The sequence below is a fragment of the Kitasatospora sp. NPDC056731 genome (genome assembly GCF_040687675.1).
In the GTDB taxonomy this organism is placed as follows: domain Bacteria; phylum Actinomycetota; class Actinomycetes; order Streptomycetales; family Streptomycetaceae; genus Kitasatospora.
This window is the reverse complement of the sequence record NZ_JBFBNR010000042.1, coordinates 1-14,563: the sequence shown is the minus strand read 5'-3', so window position 1 is coordinate 14,563 and position 14,563 is coordinate 1. Positions and strand designations below refer to the sequence as shown.

Genomic DNA, 14,563 nt, shown 5'->3' with positions numbered 1-14,563 from the left:
GGGAGGATTTGAATATGATCCGGCCGCTGGCGTCAACGCGCTTGGTGTGTCAGGTAGTTGTGGTACGTTCCGTGGCCTAACCACAAATAGGTGACCCCGGCAGCGCGGCAACGCTCCGGGGTCCGGCAACAGGAACGAACCTCCCGATGCGTGTTCATCGTAGCGCCCACGTGCGCGATTTCACCGTGCTGCCCAATACCATGCTGCAGTACCGGCGGCTGTCCTACACCGCTCGCGGTCTGCTCGCGGACCTCCTCTCCCGCCCGGACGGCTGGCGCGAGGACGGCCGGCACATGGCCGACACCAGTCCCCAGGGGCGCAGCGCCATCCGCAAGGCGCTGAAGGAACTGACCGAGGCGGGCTTCTACCGGGTCGAGAAGATCCGGATGCCCGACGGCACGATCATCACCGAGACCCACGTCTACGACACCCCGCAGCTCACGGCGCTCGCGGTGGTCGCCACGCCGGGTGCCACCCGTCCGGCGCCCGGTGAGGCGACCACCGGCGGCGCTGACGCCCTGGTAAAGAACCCGGCGAAAGAATCCACCCACCCCTCCCGGCAGTCCCGAGAGCCCGTCACCACGCCGGGGACGGAAGGGCGGGAGGGGGACTCCGAAGACGACGCGCCGGACGAACAGCTCCGCGACGCGGTCGCCACCCTGTTCCGGGTGATCCGCCCCGAACCACGCCTGCGTCTGGGCGAGGCCGAAGCACGTGAACTCGCACCCCTGGTCGCCCGATGGCTCGAACGCGGCAGTACAGCCGCCGACCTCGCCCAGGCCCTGCTGCCGGGCCTGCCCGCCCCGATGCACTCGGCGGTCGCGGTGCTCCGCTACCGCCTGGAGCACAAGATGCCGCCCGACCGGGCCGCTGCACGGCCCGCAGCGGCCTGCTACGCCGAGTGCGCCCAGTGCCACGACCCAGTCCCTCAACCCGGCATCTGCCGCGCGTGTGCGGGCCTCGTCAGCCGTCCTGCGGGCGACAGCCGCACGACGGGAATCGCCTCCGCAGGAGCAGCGCGGGTCCGGGCCTCGCTCGCTGCCGCCAGAGCCGCCGCGTGGGCACCGGCCGCTGTCGCGGCCAGGTGAAACGCCGGCCGGTTCCGGACGGAGTGGAACCGGTATTCGGGCCGTGCGGGCCGGGCACTCGTCGGGCGACTTCTGGGCTGGCATCCGGGTGAAATGGGGCGGAGTCGCCTGGCGCGAATGGAAGCCGGGTTCGACGCTGCCAGAATGCAATTTCCCTGAAGGCCACCTGCACAGGCGGTGCCGCCGGACAGCTGGAGCAGAACATGCGAATCATTCGACCACGCAACAGCCCGGAAGAAGCGGCCGGTGGAGGTGCGGCACGTTTTCCGTGGACGCTGATGTACCACTCGGTGGCGTCAACGAGTGAGGATCCCTATCTGATTACTGTCGACCCTGCGCGCTTTCGCCGCCAGCTGCGCTGGCTGTCCGCCCGCGGGCTGCGCGGGGTGTCGGTCGGCGCCCTGATGCGCTCGCACCGGGGCGGCAGCGCGGCGGGCATGGTCGGGCTGAGTTTCGACGACGGATACCGCGACTTCGTGGAGGAGGCCATGCCCGCGCTGGCGGAGTACGGCTTCACGGCGACGGTCTACGTGGTGGCCGACCGGCTGGGCGGATACAACGACTGGGACCGGCAGGGCCCGCGCAAGCCGCTGATGACGGCGTGCCAGGTCCACGAGGCCGCCGCCGCCGGGCTGGAGATCGGCTCGCACGGGCTGACGCACCGGCGGCTGGCGGGCCTGGGCGCGCGGGAGCTGGCGGCCCAGGTCGCCGACAGCCGCCGCGTGCTGGAGGACCTCACGGGGCAGGAGGTCGAGGGATTCTGCTACCCCTACGGTTCGCTCGACGCCGCCGCGGTGGAGGCGGTGGCGCAAGCCGGCTACGGGTACGGGTGCGCGGTCAGCCCCGGGGTCCACAGCGGGGTGTACGCGCTTCCCCGCTGCTACGTCGGGGACCGGGACGGGCCGCTGCACCTGGCCGCGAAGCTGGTGCGCGACCGCTGGCGGCGCTGACGGCCGGCGAGGACCTGCCGGCGACGAAAACCTGCCGGGCACCGCGGAGTGCGGTGCCCGGCAGGTCGGCGGGTGGTGGCGGCCGGTCAGTGGGTGATGCCCGGTGATGCCTGGTGGTGCCCGGCAGGTCAGTGGGTGGTGGCGGCGGGTTCCAGATGCAGCCAGGACTCGTGCCACAGCAGGGCGCAGCGGCGGTCGCAGCCGGTGGCGAGCGGTTCGCCGCCGCAGCGCAGGCCGTTGAGGATGAACCAGCGGCCCTTGGTGGGGTGCTGCCACCAGGCGAGGGACCGGTGGCGCAGTTCGGTGGCGCTGTGGCGGGTGTCGGCGTGGAGCTCCATGCCCGGCTGGAAGGGGACGCCGTCCAGCCGCCCGTCGGGGTCGAGGGTGGCGCGGATCTCCGGGAGGCTGCGCACGGTCGCCCAGAGGGCGGCGGGCCGGGCGGCGGGGACCGGTGCGGGGGCGGGCTCCAGCCATTCGTCGCGGAACAGCAGGGCGCAGTCCAGTCCGCAGCCCTGGGCCCCGTCCGCGCCGTGGCAGGTGGCGCCGGCCAGGGCGACGGTGCCGGACAGGCGCCGCACCCGGTAGTGGTCGTCGATCATGCGGCGCACGATGCGTTCGACCTGGTAGACGCCGCCGCAGAACGACCACTGGCTGCGGGTGAACCACAGGCCGCGATGGCGGTCCTTGGCGTCGAGGGTGGCGCGCACCGTGGCCTCGTCCTTCACCCGGACCCAGTCCCCCTCGGTGAAGCGGGAGGGCCGGCCGGGCGTCGGGACGGCGTCGCGGCGCTCACGCAGGCCTTCGCGGACGATCCGCGCGCGGCGCACGACACCGAGCGGGGGAAGGTCGCGCAGGGGGAGGCTCTTGTACTGGCACCGGTTCGCAGCGGTTCCACAACGCAGCTCCGTGGTACGGGTGAACCATGATTCCTCGACGGCCATCAGTGAAATCCCATCGGGTCGGAGATATCGGCACAGGCTAGCGCACCGTGACTTTTCCGCGCTGGCCCGCAGGACCCTGTCGACACCATGTCGAGAGAAATAGCACTAGACGCATTAAGAGCCTTCTAGAGTGAAAGATCGGCGTCGCCGAGGAATCCCCGTTCATGCTCGTGTAATGTTTCCCTCGTTGCCGCGGTGGAGTGGCTGAGTGGCGAGGCGACGGCTTGCAGGGCCGTTTAGATGGGTTCGATTCCTATCTCCACCTTTTCTTTTCGGTGATTTCGCCCGTATTCCTGGCCTGGGAATTGCCCGGGTTCGCGCCCTGATTCGTGCTGAGGGTGCACTCGTCTTCTTCTGCGGCGTGCCAGCTGCCGGGCGCTGGTTTCCGGGCATGTCGGTACCGTCCCCTAGGCTCTCGGCGACTCGAGAGACAGAGAAGGGGACTGCCGTGGAAGACCCGACGGGCATCACAGCGCTGGCCGAGATCCTCCCCGCGGATCCCGGCGCCGACGAGCAGGTCGACTGGGCGGCGGCCGAGGCGCGGTGGGGCACGCGGCTTCCGCGGGACTACAAGGCCTTCATGTCGGTGTACGGGGGCGGTTCCTTCAACGAGGTCTGCGTTCTGATGCCGCTCCCCAAGGAGTACATCCAGTGGGACCCTGGCACCTTCGAGGGGGAGACGGAGAACGCCCGCTACACCTGGGAGATGCTGGACGGCCAGGAAGGCCTCGACATCGACCCGGACCACATCCTCGCCTGGGGGGTCACCTCGGGCCCGGACATCCTGTGCTGGCTGACCACCGACCCGGATCCCGACAAGTGGCCCGTCCTGGTCTGCGGCCGCCACACCCCCGACGACTTCACCCTGTTCCCGTGCGGCATGGTCGAGTTCCTCCGCAAGCTGCTCCTCGACGAGTTCGACCCCTACCCGCTCAGCATCGACCTGCGCGGCGCCTCGCCGCGTTATGTGCACTGGTTCGAGCAGCAGCGCAGGTGGAAGGCCGGCCTCGACCCCGTCAGCGGCGAGTTGCGGACGACGACCTTCTGAAACGGTGGCAGTGGGCAGTGGGCAGTGGGCAGCGGGCAGTTCGCGGGCTCCGGAGCGGCCACCGCGCCGAGGATCCGTAGGTGCGACCTTCTGGTGGCCGCCGTAGAACCGGCGGCCGACGCCGAACCTGCCGGCGCCGGCGGCTTCCTGGTTCGGCGGCGGGTCAGTCCTCGGCCGGGACCTCGACGGCTGCGCGGATGTCCCGGGCGCGGTCGGCCAGTTCCTGTGGGGAGCTCTCGCCGGTGCTGTCGACGACGATGCCGACCGTGCTGCCGTCCGCCCACACACAGGTCGTCTCGGACGTGGACGGGTAGGTGAGCACCGCACACTCGAACGCGCCGCCGAGGGGGCCTGTCGGGTAGTTCTGCCGTTCCGTCACCGTGTCGTTGAACACGTCCGAGGCCGCCAGCCGTCCGAAGTACTTGTTCAGTTCCCGCTGGGGCTCCGCGAAGCTCCCGGTCAGTCCGACCAGCAGCAGCGTGGTCTTGGACGATCCGGTCGTGCCGTAACCGCCCACCGTCAGCTCCCGGTACGGGCTCAGCGCCCTGATCCGCTGCTGGTAGCTGGAGCGTGCCGTCTGGACTGAACCGTCGTCCGGCAGATGGACCTGGTCCCCGATCCGGTCTGGCAGCGCGATCCGGTGCCGCGGCGGGGCGCCGGCGCCTGTCACGGCGGCCACCACCAGTGCGGTCAGGAGGCCCACGGCCAGCGTCGCCGCCACTACGGCCTTGAGGGACAGCCTGCGGTACCAGGGCAGCGGGGCCACCGGCTCCAGGGTGTTTGCCCAGATCGCCTGGAGGCCGTGGGGCTTCTCGGCGGGCCGGTCGGTCGTCTGGTCGGTCACGTCGTCTCGTTCGTGGGGTTCGTGGAGTTGGTGGAGCAGGGGAGGCCGGTTCGGGTGATGCGGGGGTGGTCAGGTCCTGGGGGCCGGGTGGAGCCAGTGTGGTCCCGTGGTCCAGCCCAGGAGGCGGCGGCCGGCGTCCGAGTCCGCGGCGCCGCCGCGTGCGGCCTGGCGCAGGCCGGCCAGGGCGGGGGCGAGACGGGCCGCGACGTGGGCGGGGTGGCGGGCGGCTTCCCCGCGCAGTCCGGCGATGACCCGGGCCTGCGCGGCGGGTTCGCACAGGGAGAGGTGGAACACCAGCTGGCGCCACGCGTACGCCGCGTCCTTGATGGTGGACAGCGGCCGCGGGTTGTCGTGGATCCGGGCCGTCGCGTGGCACACGGTGGTGAAGCTGCGCCAGGCCAGGTCGTCCCAGCCCGGCTCGGGGCTGATGCCGACCCGGGTGACCAGGGTGGCCAGGTTGTGGGTGGTGAGGATCTGGGCCTGCTCGATGATCTTCCCGTTGGACGCGATCGACCATCCTCCGGACACCTCGGCGCGCTGCGCGCACAGCTCGGTGAACCCGAGGGAGGAGCGGGGGCGTCGGCCTCGCGCCGGGGCCTTGCCCGGCTTGCCCGCCTTGTATGCCTCGCCCGCCTCGGCGGTCGCGAGGTCGTGGACGGCCGCGTAGTCGATGGCGTAGTAGCGCTCGTACAGCGTGCCGCTGAGCAGTTCCGCGGCGGCCCGGGCCGCCGCCAGGTACTTCGGGGTGAAGGTGCCCGTGAAGATGTCCGCCGCCAGTTCCTCCACGAACGGTGCGTCGAGCTTGGCCTGCCGGGCGAGCACGCCGAGTTCGCGCACCAGCGGGTTCGGCAGGAGCGTGCCGGGGAACGCCTGCACGGCCAGTTCGCCGAGCTGGTGCAGCGCGGTACGCGCGGGTGCGCGGCCGTCCTCGCCGACGCGATGTCCGGCCACCGCCCGTACCCAGGGCAGTTCGTCGACCCGCACCTGCCCGGTGAGGTCGCTCAGGAGCAGCGAGCGGCGGTTGCGGAACGCCCGGTAGTTCGCCGCCATCAGGGTGCGCAGCGTCTCGTCCGGGTAGGACTGGGAAGTGGTCACGGCGACGAGCTGCGGGACCAGTTCGGCCAGGACCTCGGCCGAGGGCACCATGCCGCGTTCCACGAGCGTGTCGAGCGGGGCGCTGAGCGCGGCCTCGACCACCTGCCGGATTGCTGCGGGCACCGGGGTGCCTGCGGGGAGGCGGGTGTTGCCGGTGTGCGCTTCGTGCGCCGAGACGTCGGCGACCAGCGGGGCCACGTCGGCCACGCCCGTCTCCTGGTGCAGCCCGGAGAGGCGGCGCAGCACCAGTTGGGCGAGGTCGTGGTGCGACGGCTGGGCCGCCTGTACGGCCTGGCGGGTGCGCAGTTCGGTGTGCCGGTCGGAGCCCGGCCGGCCGCGGCGGCGCACCATGGATGCCACCGCGTGCCGCAGCAGTCCGAGGCGGCGCGCGTCCAGCGGCCGGCCGGCGGCGGTCTCCGCCAGGGCGCCGCGCAGGATGCCGAGGTTCTCCTTCGGGTCGCGGTGCTTGGTGCAGCGGGTGTGGGTCGCGGCGAGTTCGTCGTAGCGGCGGAGCAGCATCGCGCCGCGCTCCAGCCAGGCGCTGTCGGGCGTACGCTCCAGCACCCGGCCGGCCTCGGCGGTCTCCAGCCAGTGGGCCAGCAGTTGGTCGCCGAACGGCTGCCAGACGGTGAGCGCCTCGCGCTGCGCTTCCACGGCGGCGTTCGGCCGCCGGCCCGTGAGGGTCGTGACGGCGTCGCCGACCGTGCGCCGGTGCACCGCCTCGGGGTCCGGCGCGGGCAGTACGGACGGCCGGGGGGTGAAGCGCAGCCGGTCGGCGAACGGCTCCAGGACGTCGACGAGTTCCAGCGCGCCGGCCGCGTCCCCGGCCCGTACGAGCCACGCCACCGTCAGCAGCGCCGCCTCCTCCGGCACGGCGGCCTCGTAGCGGCCGCTGTCGAGCAGGTCGTACAGCCGGGACAGGCCGGGCTCGGTGAGGCAGTACGCGAAGAGCGCCCCGCGCTCGGCCGCCACCCCCGCCCGGGCCGCAGCCTCGCGCTCGTACGGCTGGAGCGGGCCCTCGGCGCTCGCGGCGGACGTGGCGAAGCCGCCCCGTACGACCTCGGGCGTCACCCAGGCGGGCAGTCCGGCCACCGGGGTGCGCGAGCCGATGGCCAGCCGGCCGTCGGCGATGCCGGCGAGCACGGCGCGCCAGCGGGCGACCCGGGCCTCGGCGCTGCGCCGGGTCTCGGTGCTGCGCCGGGTCTCGGCGTTGGTGTGGGAGTCGGCCGGTGAGGTCAGGAACGCCTGGGCCAGGGCCAGTTGGCGCTGCGGGTAGTGCACGGATGTCCCGGCCCCGGCGGGGCGCTGCTGGTCAGCGTTGTCGTCCATAGCCGACGTGGCAGGTTCCGCCCCTGCGCCCTCCGGGTCCAGAGCCCGGTGCTCTACTGCTGAGCTACACGTCGATGGGCGCGAGACTATGCGTCCGGTCGGCGGCCGTGCAACGTACTTTCGCTGCCTCCGTCGGGCTCGCGGCGTAGCCTGGCCCTTCGGGTGCCTGATGGGGGGAGCCGCCGTGTCGATCGAGTTCGTTCGCCGCCTGGACGGTCTGGTGTACCACTTCCGCGCGGACGGCGTGTTCAACGGCAGGCCGTCGTACAAGCGGCTGGACCTGGACGTGTGGTGCCGGTGGCTGCCGGAGCGGGGCTGGTGCACCCTCGGTGCCGACGGGGTCGCCAACTCCGGGCCGCTGGCGGGGCGGACGGACGACCAGGAGCTGCTCCCTCCGCTCGGCCCTTGGCGCAGTTGGAAGGCCGGCAAGTCGTACCTCTACGATCTGTGCCGCGTCGACGATCCGCGCGGTAGCGGTACTGCTGGTGCTGATGGCACTGATGGCACTGATGGGGCTACTGGCGGTACCGGCGTTACTGCTTGACAGGGTGCGTAATACTGTAACGCGCATCCCAGCAGCTCGGAGCACCACATGCACCCCTTCCTCGACCACCCCGGGCCGCTCGCCTTCGCGCACCGGGGCGGTGACCTCGGCCACCCCGAGAACTCGCTCGCCGCCTTCGCGGCCGCCGTCGCCCTCGGGTACCGCTACCTCGAAACGGACGTGCACGCCACCCGCGACGGCGCGCTGGTGGCCTTTCACGACACCCGCCTCGATCGGGTCACCGACCGCACCGGGGCGGTGGCCGAACTGCCCTGGGACACCGTCAGGCAGGCCCGGATCGGCGGCACCGAGCCCGTGCCGCTGTTGGAGGACCTGCTCGACGCGTTCCCCGGGGCCCGCTTCAACGTCGACGTCAAGGCGGCGGCCGCCGTCGGGCCGCTGGTCGAGACGATCCGCCGGACCGGCGCCTGGGACCGGGTCTGCGTCGGCGGCTTCTCCGACAGCCGTCTCGCCGCCGTCCGCGCCGCCGCGGGCCCCCGGCTGGCCACCTCGCTCGGCCCGCGCGAGGTGGCCCGGTTGCGGCTGCGTTCGCTGGCCGGGCCGCTGCTGCGGGGGCGCGGGGCGCGGTCCGGGGCGCGGTTCGGGGCGCGGTTCGCCGGGGTGTGCGCGCAGGTGCCCGAGCGGCACCGGGGCGTCCGGGTCGTCGACCGGGCCTTCGTGCGCGCCGCCCACCGCCTCGGCCTCCAGGTTCACGTCTGGACTGTGGACGATCCCACACGGATCAGGGCTCTCCTCGGCCTCGGTGTGGATGGCATCATGGCCGATCGCATAGACGTCCTGCGGGACGTCCTCGGCGAGCGCGGCTGCTGGAGCGACGGCAGCACCGGCTCCAGCACGGTGATGGGAGCCCCATGACGAGCACCACGGACAACCTGCCGGACCGTCTGCCGGACGATCTTCCGGACGGCCCGCCGGAGCGCGCGGCCGCCGCCGACGACAGCGCCCTGCGCCGGATACGGTTCGGCTGGTACATCAACGACTGGGCCAACGCCGCCTTCTCGGCCACCGTCCTGACGGTCTTCCTCGGGCCGTACCTGACCACCGTCGCCAAGAACGCCGCCGACGCGGCCGGCGACGTGCACCCGCTCGGACTGTCGGTGCGCGCCGGGTCGTTCTTCCCGTACACGGTCTCCTTCTCCGTGCTGCTCTCGGTCGCGGCGATGCTGCTGACCGGCACGGTCGCGGACCGCACCGGGCGGCACAAGGAACTGATGTGCGGCTTCGCCTACGTCGGCGCGGTCGCCACGATGGGGATGTTCCTCCTCGACGGCGACCGCTACCTGCTCGGCGGCGCACTGCTGGTGGTCGCCAACATCGCGTACGCGGTGTCGGTCGCGCTCTCCTACGCCTACCTCCCCGGCCTGGCCACCCCCGACGAGCGCGACGCGGTCTCCTCCAAGGGCTGGGCCTACGGCTACGCGGGCGGCGGACTGCTGCTGATCGCCAACCTGGCGCTGTTCCAGGGCCACGACGCGCTCGGCCTGTCCTCCGGCACCGCCGTGCGGATCTGCCTGGCCTCGGCCGGCCTGTGGTGGGCGCTGTTCACGATCGTCCCGATGCTGCGGCTGCCCTCCCGGGCGGGCGCGGCCCCCGGCCGTACGCCGGTCGTGTCCGGCCGTACCGCCGCGACGTCCGACCGGCCCGCCGCCACGCCGGACCGGCCCGCCGCCGGCAGCCTGCGCGAACTCGCCCGCACCCTGCGGGGCATGCGCCAGTACCCGCTCACATTGCTCTACCTGGGCGCCTTCCTCTGCTACAACGACGGCATCCAGACCGTCGTCTCCCAGGCCTCGCTCTACGGCAGCGAGGAACTCGGCATGGACCAGACCACGTTGGTCGCCGCCGTGCTCCTGGTCCAGATCGTGGCGATCGGCGGCGCGCTGCTCCTCGGCCGGATCGCCCGCCGCTACGGTGCCAAGCGGACCGTCCTCGGATCCCTGGTCGGCTGGGTGGCCACCCTCGCCCTCGGGTATCTGATGCCCGCCCACCAGCCCGTCTGGTTCTTCGCCCTGGCCTGCATGATCGGACTGGTGCTCGGCGGCAGCCAGGCGCTCTCGCGCTCGCTGTTCTCCCACCTCATCCCGGCGGGCCGGGAAGCCGAGTACTTCAGCGTCTACAAGGTCAGTGACCGCGGCACCAGTTGGATGGGCCCGCTGGTCTTCGGCCTCGCCTACCAGATCACCGGCAGCTACCGTTCGGCGATCATCTCGCTGCTGGTCTTCTTCCTCATCGGCTTCGTCCTCCTGCTGAAGGTCCCCGTCCGCCGCGCCATCGAGGCCGTCGGCAACCCCGTCCCCGAACGGCTCTGACGCCCCGGCCGGGGGTGCCTACGGTCGGCTGCCGCTTCCGTCGATGGCGTCGCCGTCGAGGGTTTACGAGCCGGGGAAGAGCCGGCCGAGGTGGTAGTGCAGGACCGCCACCGCGTCGTCCGCCGTCCGCTGGCCGAGGAGGACGCTCAGGCCCAGGCCGGCGGAGACCGCCAGGAGGACGACGGCCTCCTGGCGGGCGTCCATGCGCGGATCGGTGGACCCGGCCTGCCGGGCGGCGGTCAACTGGCCGACCAGGAAGTCCTCCATCTCGTTGGGCGCCGTGAGGAACGACTGGCCGGCGAGCGCGGGGTCGGTGATGGAGAGCACCGCGTACTCGGTGTAGACGAGGTGGAAGGTCCGGCTCTCCTCGTCCGTCGGCACGGACTCCAGCAGGACCGCCTCGACGATGTCGCGCGGTGACGCCGCGGGCCCGGCCGCCCTGGCGCGGTCGCGGACCCGTTCCTGGGTCTTTTCCTGGACCCGTTCTTGGACCCGCTCCTGGATCCGTTGCTGGACTCGCTCTTGGATCCGTTCGCCCATCCGTGCGGCCAGGCGGGTGAGCGCCGCGAGCAGCAGCTGCTCCTTGGTGTCGAAGTAGTACTGCACGAGCCGCACCGAGACGCCCGCCTCGACCGCGACGGACCGCATGGTGACGGCGTGCAGCCCGGTGTCCGCCGCCGTGCGCAGCAGGGCGTCGATGATGTGGGCCCGCCGCTCCTCGTGATCCACCAGCTTCGGCATCGGGTTCCCTCCAAACGTTTTTATGGTACAAACATACCATCAAGTGCTGCTGTTTCATGCATTCCGAGCACCGGGAGGGAACATGACCAGGACCAGCGTCGGACACTTCGTCAGCGAGAAAGCCCGAACGAAGTTCCTTGAGGCCTACGACCGCGCGATGGAGCTGTGGCCCGGCCCCCGTCGGGAACTCGATGTCGAAACCAGCTACGGCACCGTCCACGTCCACCACTACGGACCCGACGGACCCGACGGACCCGAAGCCGGCGAACCGATCGTGCTGCTGCACGGCCACGCCGGACATCCGTCCAACTGGTACCCGCAGATCGCCGCCCTGGGCGAACACCACCCCGTCTACGCGATCGACACGCTCGACGACCCCGGCCGCAGCGTCCAACGCGCCGTCGCGGCCGGCTCCGAGGAGAACGCGGCCTGGCTCGGCGAGGTCTTCGCCGGCCTCGGACTCGACCGCATCCACCTGGTCGGCCTCTCCTACGGCGGCTGGCTGACCCTCAACCAGGCCATCCACGCACCCGAACGCCTCGCGTCGATCGCACCGATGGACCCCGGCGGCATCGAGAAGGTCCCCGCCCGGTTCTACGCCCACATGATCGGCGGCCTGTTCGGCATGCTCGCCCCGCGGCCGCTGCGCCCCGCGCTGGGACGCCTGCTCGCCAACCCCGCACTCAGCTCGCCGCCCGAGATGATCGCCCCCCTGATGCTCGGCATGCGCAGCTACAAGCCGAACACCCGCCCCGCCGCCAGGCCGTTCACCGACGAGGAACTTCGCTCCATCCGTCTGCCCACCCTCGTCCTGCTGGGCAAGCGCAGCGCCCTGCTCCGCCCGCGCCACGTCCTCCAGCGGGTCACCGCGCTGATCCCGGGAGTCCGGGCCGAGATCGTGCAACGAGCCGGCCACGGCCTCAACCTGGAACGCCCCGACCTGGTCAACGAACACCTGCTGCAGTTCATCACCTCCACCCGGCAGGAGACCCGGAGCTGACGGTCGGCCTCCGCCGCCGGGTTGGTGGGTGACGGCGGGCCGTCGTAGGTGAGGAAGATCCCGCCGGTCCTTTTGTGGGAGCGCGGCAGGGCGCGTCCATGCGCACATGATCAAGCTTCCGGTCTGGCATCGTGAGCAGGATCTCGAACTGGCCGAGCAGTACGTCCGTGCGGCCATCAAGATCAGCGACCATCACGAGGAGCTGTTGTGACCACCGCCTCTCCCTCCCCCTCCCCGTCTCCTGAGTTCGCGGCCCGGCTCGCGGCCGACGCCGAATCCGCAGGCATCACCGGTTTCGTCGCCGCCGCCGTGATCAACCACGAGGGCCGGGTCCTGCTCGTGCGGCGCAACCCCGGCGACTACCTGGGCGGCCTGTGGGAGATTCCCTCCGGGACGGTCGAAGAGGGGGAGGGGATTCTGGGCGCCCTGCGCCGCGAGGCCAGCGAGGAGACTGGTCTGACGATCTGTCAGGTCATCGGCTACGTCGGCCACTTCGACTACCAGAACAGCCGCGGTGGCACCACCCGCCAGTTCAACTTCGCCGTCACCGTGGAGAAGGCCGAGCCCGTCGTCCTCACCGAGCACGACGCCTACCAGTGGGCCCTCCCTGGCGAGCTGCCCGAGGTGAGCGACGCCGTGCGCGAGTTGCTCGCTCGCTGACCCGCGCCGCAGAAGCCGCAGAAGGGCTGCCCTCGACTGGGTGGCCCTTCTGCCTGCCTCACGTGCCTGAACAGCGTGTTCGCCGACTCGCCACCCCCGAAACGCGGTGTCGCGTTTCCGCCAGCGCCGGTGTCCCGCTCGGGAGAGAGTCGGCGACGGTTCGTGTTCCTGATCGCGGACCTGCTCGTCTGGCACTTCGCGAAAGGCACAGCGCATGCCCGTCGTCCCCGGGCTCAAGGTCCTGTACTTCGGAACTCCGGTGGTGCTGATCAGCTCACTCAACGAGGACGGTACGGCGAACCTCGCGCCGATGTCCTCGGTGTGGTGGCTGGGCCAGTCCTGCATGCTCGGTCTCGGCAACAACGGCCAGACCACCGCGAACCTGCTGCGAGAAGGCGAGTGCGTGCTCAACCTGCCCTCGTCGGCGATGGTCGATGCCGTCGACCGGATCGCGCTCACCACCGGGAAGCCGACCGTGGCGGACTACAAGGTGAAGCAGGGCTACCGGTACGAGCCGGACAAGTTCTCGGTCGCACAGCTGACCGAACAGGCGTCGGACCTGGTCCGAGCCCCCAGGGTCGCGGAATGCCCGGTCCAGCTGGAGTGCAAGGTCGTCTCGGCCCACCCCTTCGGCGGTCCCGAGCCGCACGCCACCGCCTTCGAGGTCGAGGTCCTTCGCGCCCATGTCGAAGAGGACCTCGTCATCCCCGGGACGCACTACGTGGACCCGCTCGGCTGGGACCCGCTGATCATGAAGTTCTGCGAGTTCTTCGGCGGGGGAGACAACGTTCACCCGTCGAGGCTCGCCGAGGGCTGGAACATGCCGCACCAGCTCCAGTCGGCGACCGTCTGAACTGCTCTTTTGTTCGTCCTCCTACCAGAGGGTGGCCGGCCCCGAGAGGACCCAGCCAGCGTCGGTGGGCTTGACCCAGAAGCTCAATGACACCTCGATGATCCGCGCGCGGTAGGTGATCTCGACGTAGAAACCGGTGTCTTCGTGGCCCCAGTGGAAGTCCGCGAGATCGAGTTCGCGGAGCCAGGACAAGTCCTGCTCCCACTCGTCGGCAGCAGGGCTGCCGTTTGTGTCGTCCTTGTCCTCGTCGGCGTCCTCGTCGGCGTTCGCCTCGACCGAGCTGGCCCATAGTGACTTGAGCACATGCCGGACCGAGGTGTGATCGACGAGTTCCACGGCCTCGGGGATCCGCTCGGTTCGGAGCAGACTGAAGTAGCGACAGACGACTGCTTCGACGTCGGCTTTGGCAGGGCGCTCCGTCCAGATCCTCATCGTGGGATCTTACTGACTTCGGCTTTTCAGGGTGGTAGGTCGAGGGAGAGTCCGGTTCCGGTGAGGAAGCCGTCGAGGACGTCGGGGCGGTACTGGAGACGTTTGAGTCGATTGCGGACGAGCGTGGCAAGTCGATCGAGGGCGACGCCGGCGAGGTTCGCGAGGCCGTGCTTCACGTGGGCCCACACGTACTCGACCGCGTTCAGCTCGGGTGCGTATGCGGGCAGGATGAACACCGTCAGCCAGCCCCGCGCGCTGATCAAGTCGCGCATGGCATAGGAGACGTGAGTGTTGAGCCGGTCCCAGACCAGCACGATCGGCGCCCTGACCAGCTGGTGGATCCCGTCGATCAGACCGATGTAGTCGCGCTCGGACAGGCTGCGGCGTTCGCCCTTGCGCCCGCTGTGGCGCCGCAGCCGGTGGCACAGTCGGGTCCGGAAGCCCGGGCGCATCGCGAGCAGTCCAGCGACCGAGACCCGTCCCGAGCCGCGGCCGGAGACCTTCACGACCGGGGTGATGCCACGCCGTCCCCACGTGCGTCCCTTGGGCGGTCTGCGGGTGAACCCTGCTTCGTCCTCGAAACAGATCCAGCCGTCGAAGGCCGCCCTGGTGCTTTACCTCCGCCCAGGTCACCTCCGTAAGGTGTTGTCCGGCCCGGGAGGGCCGGGTGTGGCTCAGGTCACCTTGCCCTCAGTGGCTTGGAAGGAG

General features: G+C 71.0%; 15 protein-coding genes and 2 tRNA genes. 10 read left to right on the top strand and 7 right to left on the bottom strand.

The annotated features are described in order from the left end of the window. Positions 1-146: 146 nt before the first annotated feature. Together AB0R04_RS31105 and AB0R04_RS31100 are read left to right on the top strand one after the other, a co-directional pair. The gene (locus tag AB0R04_RS31105) at positions 147-1,088 is read left to right on the top strand and encodes a hypothetical protein (RefSeq protein WP_363376983.1); all 942 of its coding nucleotides are present in this window, start codon (positions 147-149) and stop codon (positions 1,086-1,088) included. A 290-nt stretch (positions 1,089-1,378) separates the two neighbouring features. Further along, positions 1,379-2,038, top strand: coding sequence for a polysaccharide deacetylase family protein (locus tag AB0R04_RS31100; protein ID WP_208869253.1), 660 nt, complete (start codon positions 1,379-1,381; stop codon positions 2,036-2,038). 128 nt (positions 2,039-2,166) lie between these two features. Here AB0R04_RS31100 and AB0R04_RS31095 read toward each other — a convergent pair whose 3' ends face one another. Then, positions 2,167-2,979: a hypothetical protein gene (locus AB0R04_RS31095; RefSeq protein WP_363376982.1), complete on the bottom strand. Its 813-nt coding sequence runs from the start codon at positions 2,977-2,979 to the stop codon at positions 2,167-2,169. A gap of 194 nt (positions 2,980-3,173) precedes the next feature. Here AB0R04_RS31095 and AB0R04_RS31090 point away from each other — a divergent pair. Together AB0R04_RS31090 and AB0R04_RS31085 are read left to right on the top strand one after the other, a co-directional pair. Next, positions 3,174-3,244: transfer RNA gene (locus AB0R04_RS31090), tRNA-Cys, on the top strand. Between the two features lie 183 nt (positions 3,245-3,427). Next, entirely contained in the window at positions 3,428-4,027 is a 600-nt protein-coding gene (locus AB0R04_RS31085) for an SMI1/KNR4 family protein (protein ID WP_363376981.1), read from the top strand. A 163-nt stretch (positions 4,028-4,190) separates the two neighbouring features. Here AB0R04_RS31085 and AB0R04_RS31080 read toward each other — a convergent pair whose 3' ends face one another. From AB0R04_RS31080 to AB0R04_RS31070, 3 genes are all read right to left on the bottom strand, one after another. Beyond that, positions 4,191-4,871 (bottom strand): hypothetical protein, encoded by a 681-nt coding sequence (locus tag AB0R04_RS31080; RefSeq protein ID WP_363376980.1) that lies wholly within the window; start codon positions 4,869-4,871, stop codon positions 4,191-4,193. Positions 4,872-4,940: 69 nt separating this feature from the next. After that, positions 4,941-7,295: a hypothetical protein gene (locus AB0R04_RS31075; RefSeq protein WP_363376979.1), complete on the bottom strand. Its 2,355-nt coding sequence runs from the start codon at positions 7,293-7,295 to the stop codon at positions 4,941-4,943. A gap of 2 nt (positions 7,296-7,297) precedes the next feature. Continuing rightward, positions 7,298-7,369 (bottom strand) — tRNA-Gln (locus AB0R04_RS31070). Positions 7,370-7,479: 110 nt separating this feature from the next. Here AB0R04_RS31070 and AB0R04_RS31065 point away from each other — a divergent pair. The 3 genes from AB0R04_RS31065 to AB0R04_RS31055 are packed head-to-tail and all read left to right on the top strand — an operon-like array spanning position 7,480 to position 10,169. Then, positions 7,480-7,839, top strand: a complete 360-nt coding sequence (locus AB0R04_RS31065; RefSeq protein WP_363376978.1) for a hypothetical protein — start codon at positions 7,480-7,482, stop codon at positions 7,837-7,839. A gap of 48 nt (positions 7,840-7,887) precedes the next feature. Next, complete coding sequence (locus tag AB0R04_RS31060) at positions 7,888-8,715, top strand: glycerophosphodiester phosphodiesterase (protein WP_363376977.1); 828 nt, start codon at positions 7,888-7,890, stop codon at positions 8,713-8,715. Further along, the gene (locus AB0R04_RS31055) at positions 8,712-10,169 is read left to right on the top strand and encodes an MFS transporter (protein ID WP_363376976.1); all 1,458 of its coding nucleotides are present in this window, start codon (positions 8,712-8,714) and stop codon (positions 10,167-10,169) included. The genes AB0R04_RS31060 and AB0R04_RS31055 overlap by 4 nt, the downstream gene beginning before the upstream one ends. A gap of 63 nt (positions 10,170-10,232) precedes the next feature. On the opposite strand, the gene AB0R04_RS31050 is transcribed toward AB0R04_RS31055, so the two are convergent. Further along, on the bottom strand, positions 10,233-10,910 hold the full coding sequence (locus AB0R04_RS31050) for a TetR/AcrR family transcriptional regulator (protein ID WP_363376975.1): 678 nt from the start codon (positions 10,908-10,910) through the stop codon (positions 10,233-10,235). An 82-nt stretch (positions 10,911-10,992) separates the two neighbouring features. Here AB0R04_RS31050 and AB0R04_RS31045 point away from each other — a divergent pair, with 82 nt between their 5' ends. The 3 genes from AB0R04_RS31045 (at position 10,993) to AB0R04_RS31035 (ending at position 13,423) form a co-directional block, all read left to right on the top strand. Then, on the top strand, positions 10,993-11,910 hold the full coding sequence (locus AB0R04_RS31045; RefSeq protein ID WP_363376974.1) for an alpha/beta fold hydrolase: 918 nt from the start codon (positions 10,993-10,995) through the stop codon (positions 11,908-11,910). A 207-nt stretch (positions 11,911-12,117) separates the two neighbouring features. Continuing rightward, positions 12,118-12,570 carry an NUDIX domain-containing protein gene (locus AB0R04_RS31040; RefSeq protein ID WP_363376973.1) on the top strand — a complete coding sequence of 151 codons (453 nt, stop codon included), beginning with the start codon at positions 12,118-12,120 and terminating at the stop codon, positions 12,568-12,570. Positions 12,571-12,784: 214 nt separating this feature from the next. Continuing rightward, the gene (locus AB0R04_RS31035) at positions 12,785-13,423 is read left to right on the top strand and encodes a flavin reductase family protein (protein ID WP_363376971.1); all 639 of its coding nucleotides are present in this window, start codon (positions 12,785-12,787) and stop codon (positions 13,421-13,423) included. 21 nt (positions 13,424-13,444) lie between these two features. Here AB0R04_RS31035 and AB0R04_RS31030 read toward each other — a convergent pair whose 3' ends face one another. Further along, positions 13,445-13,855 carry a hypothetical protein gene (locus tag AB0R04_RS31030; protein WP_363376970.1) on the bottom strand — a complete coding sequence of 137 codons (411 nt, stop codon included), beginning with the start codon at positions 13,853-13,855 and terminating at the stop codon, positions 13,445-13,447. Positions 13,856-13,881: 26 nt separating this feature from the next. After that, complete coding sequence (locus AB0R04_RS31025) at positions 13,882-14,442, bottom strand: transposase (RefSeq protein WP_363377024.1); 561 nt, start codon at positions 14,440-14,442, stop codon at positions 13,882-13,884. Positions 14,443-14,563 lie beyond the last annotated feature (121 nt).